A 15,860-nucleotide genomic window follows, 5' to 3' on the forward strand; every position below is an offset into this window, starting at 1 on the left:
GTTGCGCTCCGTCTCGCTGCTGCTGGCGCTGCTCCTGCTGGGCGCGCCCGCGGCCGCGGCGGAGAAGCGCATCGCGCTCACCTTCGACGATGCGCCGCGGCACCGCGGAGCGTTCTTCACCCCGGACGAGCGGACGAAACGGCTGATTGCCGGCCTGCGCAAAGCCAAGGTCCGGCAAGCCGCCTTCTTCGTCATTCCCGGCAACTTCGGGAAGAACGATGGGGTCGGCGGCGAGCAGCGGGTCGCGGCCTACGTGCGGGCCGGGCACGTCATCGCCAATCATAGCTGGAGCCATCCGGCACTGACCGAGGTGTCGGCAACTGAGTACATCGCCAACATCGACCGGGCCGAGGCGTGGCTGAAAGCTCAGCCGGGGCACCGCCCGTGGTTCCGCTTTCCCTATCTGAACGAGGGCCGTGCCGACAAAGCCAAGCGCGATGCCGTGCGCCGGGCGCTGGACGAACGCGGCCTTCGCAACGGCTATGTCACCGCCGACGGCTACGACTGGAACATCGAGGGACTGACCAAGTCCGCGCGGGAGGCCGGCAAGACGATCGACATGAAGGCGCTGCGCGACCTTTACGTGGAGACGATGGTCGGCGCGGCGGAGTATAACGAGGCGCTGATGCGGCGCACCATCGGCCGCTCCCCGCCGCACGTCCTCTTGCTGCATGAGACCGACCTCGCCGCCCTCTACATCCCCGACCTGGTCAAGGCGCTCAAGAAGGCTGGCTGGACAATCGTCACCGCCGACGAGGCCTACGCCGACCCGATCGGCAAGCTTCAGCCCGACGTCCCTTCCGCGCAGGGCACGCTGACCGAGGCGCTGGCCTGGGATAAGGGCTTGCCCGCCCCGCGTTGGTACGAGCGCGCCGACAACAAGGTCGCCGATCCCCTCTTCCGCGCCCGGGTGCTGCACGAACGATGACCGGTCAGCGAGCCAGTGGCTCGTCGCCCTACGAGAACCTCTACGGCTTCTCTCGCGCCGTCCGGGCGGGGAAACGCATTCTCGTTTCCGGCACGGCGCCGGTCGAAGCAGACGGCTCGTCCACGCCCGGTGATGCGGCGGCGCAGGCGCGGCGGTGCTTTGCAATCATCCTCAAGGCGATCGAGGAGCTCGGCGGGTCGACGGCGGATGTGGTGCGCACCCGCATGTATATCGTCGACCCAGCCGACGCCGATGCGGTGGGCCAGGTGCATGGCGAGATCTTCGGCGCGGTGCGGCCGGCGGCGACCATGGTGGTCGTGAAAGCGCTGCTGCGCTGCGAATGGTTGGTCGAAATCGAGGCCGAGGCGTTGGTGCGGTGATGCGTATTATTCTTGCCCTGTTTGCCGCCCTCCCCCTCCTCGCCTGCACCCCCGCCGCGGACAAGGCCGACACCGGCGAGACGATTGCTCGCGGCGCCGGGGTCGGAGCCGGTCCGACCGGCCGGGTCGGCAAGCCCGTCGCCAAGGGTGCCGAGAAGGGACCGATACCCGAAAATATCGACGAGGGTGTCGAGCCGGTCACCAACGCGGCGGCGCCGGCGACCGTAGCCAAGCCGACGTCCATTCCGGACCAGTTTCACGGCCGCTGGGCGCTTACCGCCAACGACTGCAAGCCTGAGTTCGCCAGCGCCGCCAAGGGACTGATGACGGTCAACGACAGCCGTCTGACCTTCTATGAAAGCCGCGGGACGCTCGCCCGGGTCGACGCCTGGACCCCGGCCAATCGGTTCACCGCCAATTACGGCTTTTCGGGCGAGGGCATGACCTGGGAACGGGTAATCACGCTGGAGCGCAACGGCTCCAAGCTGCGCCGCACGGAGAAGGGCGGCGATGAAGGTCCGGTCGACCTCACCTACACCGCTTGCCCGGCCTGATACGCCTGCGCTAACGGCGCGGCATGTCCCAGTTCGACCTCACCGACGACCAGCGTCAGATCCAGGATCTGGCACGCCAGTTCACCGCCGCCGAAATCACGCCCAACGCTGCCGAGTGGGACGAGAAGCATCACTTCCCCCGGGCCACCGTGCAAAAGGCGGCCGAGCTCGGCTTCGGCGCCATCTATGTTTCGGAAGAAAGCGGTGGGATCGGGCTCGGCCGGCTCGAATCGGCGCTGATCTTCGAAGCGATGAGCTATGGCTGCCCGTCGACCAGCGCGTTTATTTCGATCCACAACATGGCGGCGTGGATGATCGATCGCTTCGGCAGTCAGGTGGTCAAGGACAAGTATCTGCCGAGCATGATCGGGATGGAACGATTGGGCTCCTATTGCCTGACCGAACCGTCTAGCGGATCGGATGCTTCGGCGCTCAAGACCCGCGCGGTGCGGGACGGCGATCATTATGTCGTGTCGGGCTCCAAGGCCTTCATTTCGGGCGGCGGCGAGAACGAGATCTACGTCACCATGGTCCGCACCGGCGAGGACGGGCCTAAGGGCATCAGCTGCCTGGTGATCGAAAAGGACATGCCCGGCGTCAGCTTTGGCGCGCAGGAGCGCAAGCTTGGGTGGCACAGCCAGCCGACCGCACAGGTCAATTTTGACGAGGTCCGCGTGCCAATCGAGAACCGTGTCGGCGGCGAGGGCGAAGGCTTCCGCATCGCGATGATGGGCCTTGATGGCGGGCGCCTCAACATCGGCGCGTGCAGCCTCGGCGGGGCGCAGCGCTGCCTGGACGAAGCGGTCGCCTATACCAAGGAGCGCAAGCAATTCGGCACGGCCATCGCCGACTTCCAGAACACCCAGTTCATGCTGGCCGACATGGCGACCGAACTGGAGGCGGCGCGCGCGCTGCTTTATCTCGCCGCAGTGAAGGTCACCGATAACGCGCCCGACAAGACGCGCTTTGCCGCCATGGCCAAGCGGCTTGCGACCGACACAGGCTCCACCATCGCCGACCGCGCGTTGCAGCTGCATGGTGGCTACGGCTATCTGATGGATTATCCGATCGAGCGTTTCTGGCGCGATCTTCGGGTCCATTCGATTCTCGAGGGGACCAATCAGGTCATGCGCATGATCACCGCACGCGAAATGCTGCGCCAGTGACTAGCGACGTCCTGATCTCGCTTGAAGGGCGGCTTGGCCGCATCCGGCTCAATCGGCCCCGGGCGATCCATGCGCTGAACCGCGAGATGTGCGAAGCGATGAGTGCTGCGCTGCTTGCGTGGCGCGACGATCCCGCCGTTGATGCGGTGTTGATCGACCATGCCGAGGGTCGCGGCTTCTGCGCCGGCGGAGACGTCGTTGCGCTGGCTCGTTCGGGCGCGGGCGACGGGTCGGAGGCTGCCGCCTTTTTCCACGCCGAATATCGCCTCAACCACCTGCTCTTCACCTATCCCAAGCCGACCATCGCCATCATGGACGGGATCACCATGGGTGGCGGTGTCGGCATCGCCCTCCCCTGCCAGGTCCGCGTCGCTACCGAGGCGACCAGGCTCGCCATGCCGGAAACAGGCATCGGCCTTTTCCCCGACGTCGGCGGCGGCTGGCATCTGTCGCGTTTGGAAGGACGGGTTGGCCAGTTCATGGCCCTGACCGGTGCCCGCCTGGACGGTGCGGAATGCCGCTACCTTGGCCTTGCGACCCACTATGTGCCGCAAGCCGCGCTGCCTGATCTGATCGAGCGGCTTGCCGCCGCGCCGGGCCGGGCTGCAGGCGCGGCGGGCAATTTCGCGGGTGTTCCGCCGACCGCACGGATCGAGCAGAACCTTATCGACATCGCCCGCCTGTTCGCGCCCGATACGCTGGAAGAGGTGATCGCAGGGCTTGAGGCCGAAGACAGTGATTGGGCGCGCTCCGAGCTTGCGACCATCCGCAGCAAGAGCCCGCTGTCGTGCAAGGTCTCGTTGCGCCTCCTTCGCGAAGGCGCCGAGCGGGAGAGTTTCGAAGACGAAATGCGCGCCGAATATGCATTGGCGTGCCGAGTCGTGCAGACGCATGATTTCGTCGAAGGCGTCCGCGCGCTGCTGATCGACAAGGACAACAGACCCGACTGGAAACCGGCCGTGCCTGAAGCGGTGCTGGACGAGACCGTCGATCAATTGTTCGTCGACCTTCCGCCCGAAGAGGCGTGGACCCCGTTTCCGGAGGCCAAATGACCGACTACACCACCATCCTCGTCGAAAAGCATGACGCGGTCACGCTTGTCCGCCTCAATCGCCCACAGGCGCTGAATGCGCTGAACAGCCAGGTGCTGGCCGAGCTGATCGATGCTTTCGCCGCTTACGACGCGGACGCCAGCCAGCATTGCCTGGTGCTGACCGGCAGCGAAAAGGCGTTCGCCGCAGGCGCCGACATCAAGGAGATGCAGAGCCAAGGCTTTGCCGACATGTATTCGGCCAATTTCTTCGCCGGCTGGGAGCGGGTCACCGACACCCGCAAGCCGTGGATCGCGGCGGTCAGCGGCTTTGCGCTGGGCGGCGGGTGCGAAGTGGCGATGATGGCGGACTTCATCATCGCCGGCGACAATGCGAAGTTCGGCCAGCCGGAGATCAAGCTGGGCGTGACGCCCGGCATGGGCGGATCGCAGCGCCTTGCGGCCGCGGTCGGCAAGGCCAAGGCGATGGAGATGTGCCTGACCGGGCGGATGATGGGTGCCGAGGAAGCCGAAAAGGCCGGTCTCGTTGCCCGCGTGGTGCCCGCAGCAAGCCTGGTCGAAGAAGCGCTGAAGACCGCCGCCGAGATCGCCGCCATGCCTCCGCTTGCCGCGATTGCCGCCAAGGAAATGGTCAATGCCGCCTTCGAGCTTCCGCTGGCGCAGGGCGTCCGCTTCGAGCGGCGGCTGTTCCACGGCCTGTTCGGGACCGAGGACCAGAAGGAAGGCATGAGCGCCTTTGTCGAGAAGCGTCCCGGCAAGTGGACGGGCAAGTAGGAGCGTAAGGGCATGCGGATCGCGTTCATCGGGCTTGGCAACATGGGCGGCGGAATGGCCGCGAACCTGGCCAAGGCGGGGCATGAGGTACACGCCTTCGACCTTAGCGAAGCGGCGCTGGCCAAGGCTGAGGAGCGCGGCTGCAGCCGCGCGGCGGATGCGGCGTCGGCGGTCGAGGGTGCGGAAGCGGTTGTCACCATGCTTCCGGCGGGCAAGCACGTTGCCGAGGTTTACCGCTCGGCCGTGTTCGGCAAGGCGCCGACCAGCGCCATCCTCCTTGATTGCTCGACCATCGACGTCGCCACGGCTCGCGCGGTCGAGGAAGAAGCCCGCGCGGCAGGTTACGAGATGGTCGATGCGCCGGTATCCGGCGGCATCGCCGCTGCCGAAGGCGGGACGCTGACCTTCATGGTCGGTGGGTCCGACGCAGGCTTCGAGCGCGCCCGACCGATCCTCGACAAGATGGGCAAGGCGGTCATTCATGCCGGTGGCTCGGGCTCGGGCCAAGCGGCGAAGATCGTCAACAACATGCTGCTCGGCGTTACCATGGCCGGCACCTGCGAAGCCTTTGTGCTGGCGCAAAAGCTCGGGCTCGATCCGCAGGTCTTCTTCGACATCTCCAGCAAGGCGAGCGGGCAAAGCTGGTCGATGACCTCTTATTGCCCGGTGCCGGGCGTCGGACCCGAGACGCCCGCGGATCGCGGCTATGACGGCGGCTTTGCCGCGCAACTGATGCTGAAGGACCTGACGCTAGCCATGGAAGCGGCGCAAGCCGCCGGAGCCTACACGCCGATGGGCGGCGAAGCGGCCGAGCTTTACCAGCGGTTCGTCGAGCGTGGTGGCGGTCCCAAGGATTTTTCGGCGCTGATCAAGATGATCGACGATAGCTGGACGCCGCCCGCCGGCAGCAATTAAGCTCGTTCCAGCCGCGTTCTGACCCGGACACGAGGGAGTTGCCGATGCGTTCGTTCTTTCTGCTGACCGCCGCCGTTCTTTCGCTTTCCGCCTGCAACCGCGGCGGCGAGGATACCAACGCCGCTCTCAACGAAGCCAATGCGACCGGGGCTGAAGCCAGCGCTACGGTGACCAACACCGCGATGGCCGCCGCCGACACCCCGCTCGAGCGCGAGGCCGCCCTTGCCAAGATGAAGGAGCGGCACGAAGGCTATGAGAAGATCGGCAAGGCGATGCGCGCGGCCAAGCAGGCGATCGACAAGCAGGACCTGAACGCCGTCCGGGCCTCCGCCGACCAGATCGCGACCCTTGCTCCGCAGGCGATCGGCTGGTTCCCCGCTGGCACCGGCCCTGACACCGGCAAGACCCACGCCAAGGCCGAGATCTGGCAGCAGAAGGCCGAGTTCGACAAGGGCATGACCCGCTTCAACGAGGCCGCCAAGGTGTTCCAGGCGACCACCGGCGGCGGTGATTTCGGCGCGATCAAGGAAGCGCAAGCCAATCTCGGCAAGACCTGCGCTGCCTGCCACGACCGCTTCCGTCTCAAGGATGATTGACGACGCGCAGGCGGCAGCGGCGGAAGCCGGGGTGACCGTACCTGTATGGGACTTGCCGGTACGGCTGGTTCACTGGAGCATTGCGCTGCTGGTCGCTTTTTCCTGGTGGTCGGCGGAGAATGAGAAGATCGAGTGGCATATCCGGAGCGGACTCACGATCCTGTTCCTGCTGCTGTTCCGGCTGGTGTGGGGAGTCCTCGGCAGCTCCACAGCCCGCTTCAGCGCCTTTGTCGCGGGCCCTTCCCGTATCGCCGGCTATCTTCGTGATCCTGCCGGCTGGACAAGGGTCGGCCATACGCCCCTCGGTGCCTTGAGCGTGGTGGCGCTGCTCTTTGTGCTCGTCTTTCAGGTCGCCTTCGGCCTGCCGCTATCGGATGAGGACGGTATCGTCTCCGGACCGCTCAACCGGCTGGTCAGCTTCGCCTTCGCCGAATGGGCGCACGAGGTTCACGAGTTGCTGTTCAATATCTTGCTCGCGCTGATCGTGCTGCACGTGGCCGCGATCCTCTATTATCGCTGGAAAGGCAGGCGCCTTGTCCGGGCGATGGTCACGGGGTCGAGCAACGATTATCCGGCGGGTACGCAAGGGTTGGTCAAGGCCGGCATCGGCCGGCTGGTGATCAGCCTGGCGATCGCCGCTGGGCTGACTTGGTGGATAGCAAATGGAGTACCGGGACTGTGAGCGGAGCCCATATCGATTATGTCGAACTGCCAAGCGCAAGCGCGCACGAGCTGACCCGGGCCTTCTACCAGAAGGCGTTCGGCTGGACCTTCGCCGATTACGGCCCGACCTACAGCGCGGTTGAAGGCGCGGTGAGTGTCGGCTTGCAGGGCGATCCGGACGAAGCATTGTCGGCGCCGCTGCCGGTGGTCCGGGTCGATGACCTTGATGCGGCGTTCGATGCCGTGACCAAGGCAGGCGGGCACATCGCCAAGCCGATCTTCGCCTTTCCGGGCGGCCGGCGATTCCACTTCATCGATCCCGGCGGCAATGAGATCGCGGTCTGGGTGGCGGCCTAAGGCCCACCGCCGGCCCAGGGTAGCCGCTTCAGCCGCTCGGCGACGCTTGCCACCTTGCCCGCTTCCGCATCGATGACGAGGCCGCCGGTGTCCCGCAGCCGCGGCGCGTCGAGCGTCAGCCAGCGTGCCCGGCAACCACGCGGCAGGCGGCGGTCGGCAACCACAATGTCGGCAGCGGCACAGGCGCGGGTCAGCTCCCCCCAATCGAGCCACTGGGTCGAGCGCAAGGCCAGCAGGGTGCGCCCGCTATTGCCGAGGTTCGCGACGCACGCATCCGCGCTGCACCGCGCCTGATAGGCGGCAAGCGGCGGCGGATCGCCGTCGAAACCGGCGTTCTCGGCCATTAGGTCGCGCACGAAGTCGCCAGCGCGATCGCGGAGCAGCCACGGCGTGCCTGCCTCGTCGATAACCGCCAGATGCTTTCCATCCCCGGTGATAAGGAGGTCGGGCAGCGGCTCGGCCAGCGTGAGGAGGACGCCCGCGACGATGGGTGCGATGCCCCAGTGTCGCCAGCGTCCTGTCCACAGGCAGAACCACAAGCCACCCCCGACGATCAGCGCGAAAGCGGTGCGCGGCATGGAGGGGAGGATGGCGGTGGCGCCCGGCGCAGCGGCCACGGTGTGCGCGACGTCGAGGAGGAAGCCGATCGACCAGCCCGTCAGCGTCCACAAGGGCGCACCGAGGCCGATGAGGTCGAGCAGCAGGGCGCTCGCCTCCAGCGGCATGATCACGAAGGTCGTCAGCGGGATGGCGATGAGGTTGGCGGCGACGCCATAGAGGCCGCTACGATGGAAATGGTACAGCGCGAAGGGCATCAGCGCGATCTCGATCGCAAGCCCGGTTGCGATCATGGCGCCGAACGAGCGCAGCCGCGCACTTGTCCAGCTTTCCTCCCGCCGCTCGAACCAGCGCTTGTAGGCGGGGAGTGAGTAGAGCGTGACAAGGGTCGTCACGGCGGCGAAACTCAGCTGGAAGCTCGCCCCTGCAAGCGACTCGGGCCGGATCAGCAGCACGAGGAGCCCGCCGGTCGCGATCAGGCGAATGCTGAGGGCTTCGCGGCCCAGCAGGGTGCCGACGAGCACCAGCAGCGCGGCAATGCAGCTTCTGACGGTCGGCACCTGCATCCCGGTGAGAACCGTGTAGCCGATCCCCGCCAGTGCGCCCGCGGCGAAGCCCACTGCGACCAGGTTCCAGCGCAGAGCGAGTGCCGGAAACAGGCCAAGGATCCGCAACACCAGCAGGTAGAAGAACCCGACCGCCGCCGCGATGTGGAGGCCGCTGACCGAAAGGAGGTGGGCAAGGCCGGAACGGCGCATCGCTTCGGCGTCCGCTTCCGGGATCGAACCTTGATCCCCGGTGACCAGCGCCGAGGCAATGCCGCCTGCAGAGGGGTCGAGTTGTCCACGGATGTGGGTGTCGAGCCCGCTCCGGATCTGGTCGAGCCCGCTGGCCTTGGCCGGGCTGACGACCGTCACGTCGCCGAGCGCCCGGCCCGTAGCGCCGAGCCCCATGAACCAGGCATCGCGGGCGAAGTCGTGCGTGCCTGGCAAGGCCATCGTCATCGGTGGAGCAAGCCGGGCACGCAGCTTCACCACCGCGCCGACCCCGAGTGTCAGCCCCAGCGACTCGGCATCGGCAAGTGGGAACGAGACCCTGACCTTTGGCGGTAACAGCGGATCGGACGGGGCCAGCGTCAGGCGCAGGCTGTCCTTTGCCACCAGTCGTTCGGCCCGGAGCACCTCGCCCTCGAAGGCAGCGATGCCAGGCTTGTCGAGGCGCGGTGCGGCAACGTCCTCGCTTCGCCACCAGATGAGCGCGCAGCCGACCGCCGCGCACAGGGCGGCGGTGCCGACGACCTGCCCCAAGCGCCCCCCGAGAACGAGCCCCAGCAGTCCCAACCCGGCGGTGAACAACAACAGCGACACCCACGCCAAGGGGTCGGCGAGCACCAGCCAAAGCGCAATTCCGCTGCCGAAAGCGACCACCGCCCACGGCGCAAGCTGGGAACGTTCGGCCTCAAGGCGTTTTTCCGCACTTGCGAAGAACGCTCTGGCTTGCCAGTGCGGCGCTGCCGGCGCGCTGCCTGTGGAAACGGCAACATTCATGCTGCCTCCTTCCAACAAGAGGCGCGATCCGGCGGACCGAGGAAAGAGGAAAGCGCGGTTGAGCGCAAGCACCATTGTCACGCGCTTTGCGCCGAGCCCGACGGGCTATCTCCATATCGGGGGAGCGCGGACGGCCTTGTTCAACTGGCTGTTCGCGCGGCATCACGGCGGCAAGTATCTGCTTCGCATCGAAGACACCGATCGGGCCCGCTCGACGCCGGAGGCGATCGACGCAATCCTCGATGGCCTTGCCTGGCTCGACATCGCGGGCGACGGCGAGCCGCATTTCCAGTCGCAATATGAAGCGCGTCATGCCGAGGTGGCGCACCAGCTGATCGAGCGCGGTGCGGCGTATCGCTGCTATCTCAGCCCGGAAGAACTCGCCCGCCGCCGCGAGGAAGCGCAGGCGGCGAAGAAGCCGTTCCGCATCGTCAGCGAGTGGCGCGACGGCGGTGACGCCCCTTCTCCCGACGCGGCGTTCGTGGTTCGCCTGAAGGCACCGCGCCAAGGTGAGACGGTGATCGAGGACATGGTCCAGGGCCGGGTCGTGGTCCGTAACGAGGAGCTCGACGACTTCGTCCTGCTCCGTTCGGACGGCACGCCGACCTATATGCTGGCGGTGGTGGTCGACGACCATGACATGGGCGTCACCCACGTCATCCGCGGCGACGACCACCTCAACAACGCCTTCCGCCAGCTGGCGATCATCAAGGCGATGGATTGGCCCGAACCGACCTACGGCCACATTCCGCTGATCCACGGCGCTGACGGCGCCAAGCTGTCCAAGCGCCACGGCGCGCTCGGCGTCGATGCCTATCGCGACGAGATGGGAATCCTCCCCGAAGCCCTCTTCAACTATCTCCTCCGCCTCGGCTGGGGCCATGGCGACGACGAGATCATCAGCCGCGAGCAGGCGATCGAATGGTTCGACATCGACCATGTCGGCAAGAGCCCGAGCCGGATGGACCTGAAGAAGCTTGAGAACGTCAACGGCCATTACCTCCGGCACGCGGAAGACAGCCGGCTGGCAGTGCTGGTCGCGGCGCGGCGGGGCGGGCTGGAAGCGGAGGAATTGGCGCTGCTCGAGCGAGCGATGCCCGAGCTCAAGGCGCGCGCCAAGGACCTGAACGAGCTCAATGCCAACGCCGATTTCCTGTTCGTGGCGCGGCCGCTGCCGTTGGACGAGAAGGCGGCGAGCCTGCTCGACGACGATGCGCGCGCGCTGCTCGGGCGGGTCCATGCGGCGCTGGCAAGCGCCGAATGGACGCACGACGGGACCGAAGCCATGGTCAAGGCGCTGGCCGAGGCGGAAGGGCTGAAGCTCGGCAAGCTTGCCCAGCCGCTTCGCGCGGCGCTGACCGGGCGGGCCACCAGCCCGGGCATCTTTGACGTGCTGGTGCTGCTCGGGCAGGAGGAAAGCCTTGCCCGGATCGCCGACCAGATGTCGAACCACTAACTCAAGAAGTTGCACCTCAAGGAGCGCAATTGATGTCGAATGCCAAGCTGACCACGGACGACAAGGCCCTCGAACTCCCGGTTCTGAGCGGCAGTGTCGGACCCGACGTGGTCGACATCCGCAAGCTGTACGGCGCGACCGACATGTTCACCTACGATCCGGGGTTCACTTCGACCGCCAGCTGCCGCAGCGCCATCACCTATATCGATGGCGAAGAGGGTATCCTGCTTCACCGCGGCTACCCGATCGATCAGCTGGCCGAGAAATCGACCTTCATGGAAGTCGCGGCGCTGCTTCTGCACGGCGAGCTTCCTAACAAGGACGAGCTGGACAAGTTCACCTACACGATCAGCCGCCACACCATGCTCCACGAGCAGCTGGCGACCTTCTTCCGCGGGTTCCGCCGTGACGCGCACCCGATGGCGATCATGTGCGGCGTCGTTGGCGCCCTGTCGTCCTTCTATCACGACAGCACCGACATCACCGATCCCAAGCAGCGCGAGATCGCTTCGCACCGCCTGATCGCCAAGATGCCGACCATCGCCGCGATGGCCTACAAGTACAGCATTGGGCAGCCGTTCCTGTATCCGGACAATTCGCTGTCCTACACCGGCAACTTCCTTCGCATGACCTTCGGCGTTCCGGCCGAGGATTATGTGGTGAACCCGATCATCGAAAAGGCGATGGACCGGATCTTCATCCTCCACGCCGATCATGAGCAGAATGCGTCGACCTCGACCGTGCGCCTGGCCGGTTCGTCGGGCGCCAATCCGTTCGCCTGCATCGCCGCGGGCATCGCCTGCCTGTGGGGCCCGGCGCATGGCGGCGCCAACGAAGCGGCGCTCAACATGCTGCGCGAGATCGGGCACGTCGACCGCATCCCGGAATATATCGCCCGCGCCAAGGACAAGGACGACCCCTTCCGCCTGATGGGCTTCGGCCACCGCGTGTACAAGAACTTCGACCCGCGGGCGAAGGTGATGAAGGAAACCGCGGACGAAGTGCTGCGCGAGCTCAATATCTCCGATCCGGTGCTCGACGTCGCCAAGGAGCTGGAGCGGATTGCGCTCAGCGACAGCTATTTCGTGGAGAAGAAGCTGTATCCGAACGTCGATTTCTATTCGGGCGTCATCCTGAACGCGATCGGCTTCCCGACCGAGATGTTCACGGCCCTCTTCGCCCTCGCCCGCACCGTCGGCTGGGTCGCGCAGTGGAACGAGATGATCGCCGATCCCGAGCAGAAGATCGGCCGTCCGCGCCAGCTCTATACCGGCGCGACGCAGCGCGATTACGTGGGCGTCGGCGCCCGCTAAGCGAGCGGAACGTTCAGCCGGAAGGCGGCGCCAGAGCCGGAGGGGTCGAGCAGTTCGACCTCTCCGCCCATGTCGCGGGCCAAGCGGCGCGAGATGGCGAGGCCAAGGCCTGCGCTTCCGCCGCGGGACTCCGCGCCCTGCTCGAACCGCTCGAAGATGCGGGCACGATCGGCCTGCGCAACACCAGGTCCTTGGTCGGAGACCGTCACCGCAGCTTTGTCGCCGCGTTCGAGTGTGATCGCGACCGTGCCGCCCTCGGGGGAGAAGCGCACAGCATTGCCGATCAGGTTGACCAGGATCTGGGTGATCGAGCGCGATTGCCCGCGAACCTGGAGGCTCCCTTCCCCGCCCACGTCGAGAAGGATGCCCCGGGTCGAGGCTTCCGCCTGGACGAGGCCGGCGGCGTCGAGCACCAGTTCGGCAAGGTCGAGCACCTCGCCGCCGGTAGACCCGCCGTTCTCGCCGCCCTCCCCGCCGCCAAGCGCGGTAAGCAGTTCCAGCAGGTGGCGTGCCGCAGCCGCAATGTCGGTCCCGTAGCCGGCGTAATCGGTCTTGAGCGGCCCCTGGCTGCGCCCGGCAATCTCATCGGCTTGGTCGATGATGGAGGCGAGCGGCTCGCGCAGCAGGTCATCAAGCGGCGGAAGCGCCGGTCGCTCGGCCGCCGCAACGCTATCTGGATTGCGGACGCGAATGGCATAGCCGACGAATTGCCCATCCTCAGTCCGCGGCATCCCGTCGAGCAGCACCGCGGCATCGTCCGCGCGCAACACGGCGGCTTGCGCGGCGAAGGCGGTGCGCCCGGCCAGCGCCTCGATGAGCGGAAGATTGCCGTCGCCATCTTCCACTGGACGAAGCAGGCGGACGAGCGGCTGGCCGATGATGTCCGCCGCGGCGCTGCCGAGACGGCGTTCGAGGCCAAGACTGATGGTGGTGATCCGGAGCGTCTGGTCGGTGACGAGATCCTCGGCTGCCGCCCGCGCCTCGGCTTCCGCTTCCTCGCCGCCCCTGCCGGTGGCGAGCCAACGGGATCGCGCAGGCGGACGGGCAGTCCAGCGCTCGATCGACAGCGTCACGCCATCGCCGTCGGGCTCGGCACGGACGAGAAGATCAAGGTCTTCCTCTTCGCTCGCAGCCATGACCGGGCGGGTGATCCCAACCCCTAGCCGTGCCGCAAGACGGGCCAGCCCGGCGAGTTGCGGCACGAGCAAGGCGCTGCCGAGCCTGGCCCCGGCCTGCTCCTGCAGGGCAAGGAGCGGCGGGTCGGCGGCAACCAGCCGGCCGGCCTGGTCGACGCGGGCCGTGATCGGCGGCTGGATCGGCAAGCTAGCCATGACGTGCGATGATCCGCCGCGCGTTGCGGTAAGCTGAAGGAAGGACAAGCTCTGCACGGGCTTCCTCGACCCGCTCCGCGCTCATCGCGTCGAAAGCTTCGATCGCGCGCACCGGATCGCCAATGCCGAGTGCCGGCCCGGCCGACGCAAGCAACGCGGCCGCTTCTCCTCGAGGCACCCCGGCAAGCCGCAGCAGCAGCGCCAGCGACTCTGCGCCGCCAAGCAGAGCATCCCATGCCTCGCCGGACGGGATACAGGCTTCTGCGGCGAGAACGGCAGCTAATACCGGCGCATCGCCTTCCTCGGCGAGGCTGACCAGCAGTCCGGGCGCGCGACGACCCTCGGCGCCAAGCGCTTCCACCAGCGCCATTTCCATCTCTTCTGGAGAGGAGAGTTCGGCCAGCGTGCTAAGCAGGTCGTGCGCAGCATCGGCGACTTCGGCGTCGCTCGGTTCCTGGCAGCGGCGGCCAAGGGCAGCGGCAACGGCGACCACGAGGCCATGCGCGAGTGGGGCCGACAAGTCGGACAGATCGAGCGAGACACGGCCAAAGCGATCGCGTCCGCGCCCGCGCCCGGCGACAAGGGTCATGGCGGCAGCGGCTACATCGGCATCCTGGCTGGCCGTCCACCCTTGCAGCGTGGAGCGGCCGCCCCGTCCCGACGAGGCAATCCGCTGCACGTCGGCGCGCCGCAGCAGCAGCGCAACGAGCGCCTGGTCCTGCACCAGCCCGGCGCGAGTGAGGTCGGCGATCAGCTCGGGCGCGCCGGCATCGCAGCTTGCCGCGGCTTCCGGCAACAGGCGGGCGCGGATCTCGACGGCAATGCGCTCGATCAGGCCGTGGAGCATGGCCGTCATCAGCGAGCGTTCCTGCTCGGTCAGCCGGGCGTCCGGCGAGAGAAACAAGTCCTGCACGATGGCCGCAAGCCGGCTCCCTCCGGCCGCGGCAAAGGCGGTCGAAGCTTGCTTGTCGCGCCCTCCCGAGGGGGCGGCGGTGATGGGCCATTCGGCGGGCATGTCGCTGTGTGTTAGCAAAGCCACCGTTAACGCCGCGTCAATCGCGTTCCGGCCGCACCAGCTGCTGGACGATGAAGAAGCTCGCCGCGGCATAAACGGCGAGGGCAACGGTGAGCAGGCTCCACGCTCCGAACAGGGCAAAGGGCAGCGACAGGAACACCGCGCTGCGTGGGCTCAGCAGCCACAGGTCGGGCCCAAGCTCGCGCCCGCGCCGCTCGACCCGGGTTGCTTCACCAAAGGCGATGGCGCCGGCAGCGGCGACCAGGGCACCCCAGCCGCCGCCATGCCAGGTTTCGTACCAGGCGAGTCCGAGCAGGGCGAGGCCGTGCGCGGGCGTCAGCAAGCGGTACAGCGCCGAATGACGCGAGAACGGCCGCAGCCGGACGGTTGCGAGCCGTTCCGCCAGCCGGTCGAGCGGGCTTGCCGCGATGAGCAGGCCCACCGCCCAAAGCGGCTCGCCGCGAGTGAACAGCAGCGCGGCGCCAAGTACCAGGGCAAGAGCGGCCCACAGCAGGGCGGTCGGCCGTATCGGGGCGCCCATCAGCTGGCGGGTGAGGAAATCCTCGACCGGTGGCAGGATGAAGCGGCTCGGCCAGTCGCGGCGGCGATGGCGGCTGCTGTCGACAAGGTGCCGGTCGAACGCGGCGGCGCTGGTCTCGCTCGCCGCGAGGAACGGCCGCATCCCCTCGGGTGCGGGCACCAGCCTGGCGCCTTCCTGGACGGCGCGGCGGAGGAGGGTCGAATGAAGATCCCAGTCGCCCAGCATTCGTGCGGTGTCGGACAGCAGGCCCGAGGAGATGATGGCGAGACCGGCCCAGCGCCGCTCATTGTCGATGCGCTCGAACGAGCGGTGCTGTTCGTCGTCGGGAACGGTGAGGATCGCCGGGGGGGGCTCCTCCGCCAGCTCGGCCAGCACGGATGCGGCGGGGGCGACCCCGTCAGCCATTTGCAGCACGGCGATTTCAGGATCGAACCGCGCCGCCGCCTCCATCGCGTCGGTCACGGGCACGACGGAGATGCCTTCGGCGCGCAGCCGTTCAAACGCGGTTTGAAGGGTCGGCGGAACGCGCTCGACCATGACAACGATCGGCGCTGCGCCGATCGCCGCCGCACAGCGTGCCTGATATTCGATGAGTGTGCGTCCCGCGAGCGGCGCCAGCGCGTGAAGTCCGCCCTGGTCATCCTCATCCTGCGCAGCGATCAACGCGCCGAGCGCCATTCCCACCCCTTCCTCATGGCCACTTCCTCTTGCACGC

The 15,860-nt window shown here is 67.1% G+C and carries 16 protein-coding genes; 12 read left to right on the top strand and 4 right to left on the bottom strand.

The annotated features are described in order from the left end of the window. Position 1 precedes the first annotated feature (1 nt). Genes ACP69Z_RS12110 through ACP69Z_RS12155 form a run of 10 tightly spaced genes read left to right on the top strand, consistent with a single transcriptional unit; the run spans position 2 to position 7,384 of the window. Positions 2 to 928: a polysaccharide deacetylase family protein gene (locus tag ACP69Z_RS12110; protein WP_426267730.1), complete on the top strand. Its 927-nt coding sequence runs from the start codon at positions 2 to 4 to the stop codon at positions 926 to 928. Continuing rightward, complete coding sequence (locus ACP69Z_RS12115) at positions 925 to 1,308, top strand: RidA family protein (protein WP_426267731.1); 384 nt, start codon at positions 925 to 927, stop codon at positions 1,306 to 1,308. The genes ACP69Z_RS12110 and ACP69Z_RS12115 overlap by 4 nt, the downstream gene beginning before the upstream one ends. Further along, the gene (locus tag ACP69Z_RS12120) at positions 1,308 to 1,862 is read left to right on the top strand and encodes a hypothetical protein (protein ID WP_426267732.1); all 555 of its coding nucleotides are present in this window, start codon (positions 1,308 to 1,310) and stop codon (positions 1,860 to 1,862) included. Before ACP69Z_RS12115 ends, ACP69Z_RS12120 begins: the two co-directional genes overlap by 1 nt. A 23-nt stretch (positions 1,863 to 1,885) precedes the next feature. Beyond that, positions 1,886 to 3,028: an acyl-CoA dehydrogenase family protein gene (locus ACP69Z_RS12125; RefSeq protein WP_426267733.1), complete on the top strand. Its 1,143-nt coding sequence runs from the start codon at positions 1,886 to 1,888 to the stop codon at positions 3,026 to 3,028. Further along, the gene (locus ACP69Z_RS12130) at positions 3,025 to 4,080 is read left to right on the top strand and encodes an enoyl-CoA hydratase/isomerase family protein (RefSeq protein WP_426267734.1); all 1,056 of its coding nucleotides are present in this window, start codon (positions 3,025 to 3,027) and stop codon (positions 4,078 to 4,080) included. Before ACP69Z_RS12125 ends, ACP69Z_RS12130 begins: the two co-directional genes overlap by 4 nt. Beyond that, positions 4,077 to 4,853 (top strand): enoyl-CoA hydratase, encoded by a 777-nt coding sequence (locus tag ACP69Z_RS12135; RefSeq protein WP_426267735.1) that lies wholly within the window; start codon positions 4,077 to 4,079, stop codon positions 4,851 to 4,853. Before ACP69Z_RS12130 ends, ACP69Z_RS12135 begins: the two co-directional genes overlap by 4 nt. A 12-nt stretch (positions 4,854 to 4,865) precedes the next feature. Continuing rightward, the gene (mmsB, locus tag ACP69Z_RS12140; RefSeq protein ID WP_426267736.1) at positions 4,866 to 5,768 is read left to right on the top strand and encodes a 3-hydroxyisobutyrate dehydrogenase; all 903 of its coding nucleotides are present in this window, start codon (positions 4,866 to 4,868) and stop codon (positions 5,766 to 5,768) included. A 44-nt stretch (positions 5,769 to 5,812) separates the two neighbouring features. Next, a complete protein-coding gene (locus ACP69Z_RS12145) occupies positions 5,813 to 6,364 on the top strand; it encodes a c-type cytochrome (protein ID WP_426267737.1) in 552 nt (183 codons plus the stop codon). Beyond that, complete coding sequence (locus ACP69Z_RS12150) at positions 6,357 to 7,046, top strand: cytochrome b/b6 domain-containing protein (protein ID WP_426267738.1); 690 nt, start codon at positions 6,357 to 6,359, stop codon at positions 7,044 to 7,046. Before ACP69Z_RS12145 ends, ACP69Z_RS12150 begins: the two co-directional genes overlap by 8 nt. After that, the gene (locus ACP69Z_RS12155) at positions 7,043 to 7,384 is read left to right on the top strand and encodes a VOC family protein (protein WP_426267739.1); all 342 of its coding nucleotides are present in this window, start codon (positions 7,043 to 7,045) and stop codon (positions 7,382 to 7,384) included. Before ACP69Z_RS12150 ends, ACP69Z_RS12155 begins: the two co-directional genes overlap by 4 nt. On the opposite strand, the gene ACP69Z_RS12160 is transcribed toward ACP69Z_RS12155, so the two are convergent. Next, the gene (locus tag ACP69Z_RS12160) at positions 7,381 to 9,489 is read right to left on the bottom strand and encodes a ComEC/Rec2 family competence protein (RefSeq protein WP_426267740.1); all 2,109 of its coding nucleotides are present in this window, start codon (positions 9,487 to 9,489) and stop codon (positions 7,381 to 7,383) included. The two genes, ACP69Z_RS12155 and ACP69Z_RS12160, sit on opposite strands and share 4 nt — an antisense overlap. Here ACP69Z_RS12160 and gltX point away from each other — a divergent pair. Both gltX and ACP69Z_RS12170 read left to right on the top strand, forming a co-directional pair. Beyond that, the gene (gene gltX / locus ACP69Z_RS12165; protein WP_426267741.1) at positions 9,488 to 10,945 is read left to right on the top strand and encodes a glutamate--tRNA ligase; all 1,458 of its coding nucleotides are present in this window, start codon (positions 9,488 to 9,490) and stop codon (positions 10,943 to 10,945) included. The two genes, ACP69Z_RS12160 and gltX, sit on opposite strands and share 2 nt — an antisense overlap. Before the next feature lie 29 nt (positions 10,946 to 10,974). Beyond that, positions 10,975 to 12,258, top strand: a complete 1,284-nt coding sequence (locus tag ACP69Z_RS12170) for a citrate synthase (RefSeq protein WP_426267742.1) — start codon at positions 10,975 to 10,977, stop codon at positions 12,256 to 12,258. Here ACP69Z_RS12170 and ACP69Z_RS12175 read toward each other — a convergent pair. Genes ACP69Z_RS12175 through ACP69Z_RS12185 form a run of 3 tightly spaced genes read right to left on the bottom strand, consistent with a single transcriptional unit; the run spans position 12,255 to position 15,823 of the window. Further along, the gene (locus tag ACP69Z_RS12175; protein ID WP_426267743.1) at positions 12,255 to 13,589 is read right to left on the bottom strand and encodes an ATP-binding protein; all 1,335 of its coding nucleotides are present in this window, start codon (positions 13,587 to 13,589) and stop codon (positions 12,255 to 12,257) included. The genes ACP69Z_RS12170 and ACP69Z_RS12175 overlap by 4 nt on opposite strands. Continuing rightward, positions 13,582 to 14,628: a hypothetical protein gene (locus tag ACP69Z_RS12180; RefSeq protein WP_426267744.1), complete on the bottom strand. Its 1,047-nt coding sequence runs from the start codon at positions 14,626 to 14,628 to the stop codon at positions 13,582 to 13,584. Before ACP69Z_RS12180 ends, ACP69Z_RS12175 begins: the two co-directional genes overlap by 8 nt. Before the next feature lie 13 nt (positions 14,629 to 14,641). Continuing rightward, positions 14,642 to 15,823, bottom strand: coding sequence for a hypothetical protein (locus ACP69Z_RS12185; RefSeq protein ID WP_426267745.1), 1,182 nt, complete (start codon positions 15,821 to 15,823; stop codon positions 14,642 to 14,644). Between the last annotated feature and the right edge of the window lie 37 nt (positions 15,824 to 15,860).

It is taken from the genome of Sphingomonas sp. LHG3443-2, assembly GCF_049896405.1.
GTDB lineage: Bacteria > Pseudomonadota > Alphaproteobacteria > Sphingomonadales > Sphingomonadaceae > Sphingomicrobium.

What these genes read in the sequence shown, in the direction of transcription:
- ACP69Z_RS12115 (WP_426267731.1), top strand. Translation starts at nt 925, where the DNA reads ATGACCGGTCAGCGAGCCAGTGGCTCGTCGCCCTACGAGAACCTCTAC.
- ACP69Z_RS12120 (WP_426267732.1), top strand. Translation starts at nt 1,308, where the DNA reads ATGCGTATTATTCTTGCCCTGTTTGCCGCCCTCCCCCTCCTCGCCTGC.
- ACP69Z_RS12125 (WP_426267733.1), top strand. Translation starts at nt 1,886, where the DNA reads ATGTCCCAGTTCGACCTCACCGACGACCAGCGTCAGATCCAGGATCTG.
- ACP69Z_RS12135 (WP_426267735.1), top strand. Translation starts at nt 4,077, where the DNA reads ATGACCGACTACACCACCATCCTCGTCGAAAAGCATGACGCGGTCACG.
- mmsB (WP_426267736.1), top strand. Translation starts at nt 4,866, where the DNA reads ATGCGGATCGCGTTCATCGGGCTTGGCAACATGGGCGGCGGAATGGCC.
- ACP69Z_RS12145 (WP_426267737.1), top strand. Translation starts at nt 5,813, where the DNA reads ATGCGTTCGTTCTTTCTGCTGACCGCCGCCGTTCTTTCGCTTTCCGCC.
- ACP69Z_RS12150 (WP_426267738.1), top strand. Translation starts at nt 6,357, where the DNA reads ATGATTGACGACGCGCAGGCGGCAGCGGCGGAAGCCGGGGTGACCGTA.
- gltX (WP_426267741.1), top strand. Translation starts at nt 9,488, where the DNA reads ATGCTGCCTCCTTCCAACAAGAGGCGCGATCCGGCGGACCGAGGAAAG.
- ACP69Z_RS12160 (WP_426267740.1), bottom strand. Translation starts at nt 9,489, where the DNA reads ATGAATGTTGCCGTTTCCACAGGCAGCGCGCCGGCAGCGCCGCACTGG.
- ACP69Z_RS12175 (WP_426267743.1), bottom strand. Translation starts at nt 13,589, where the DNA reads ATGGCTAGCTTGCCGATCCAGCCGCCGATCACGGCCCGCGTCGACCAG.
- ACP69Z_RS12185 (WP_426267745.1), bottom strand. Translation starts at nt 15,823, where the DNA reads ATGGCGCTCGGCGCGTTGATCGCTGCGCAGGATGAGGATGACCAGGGC.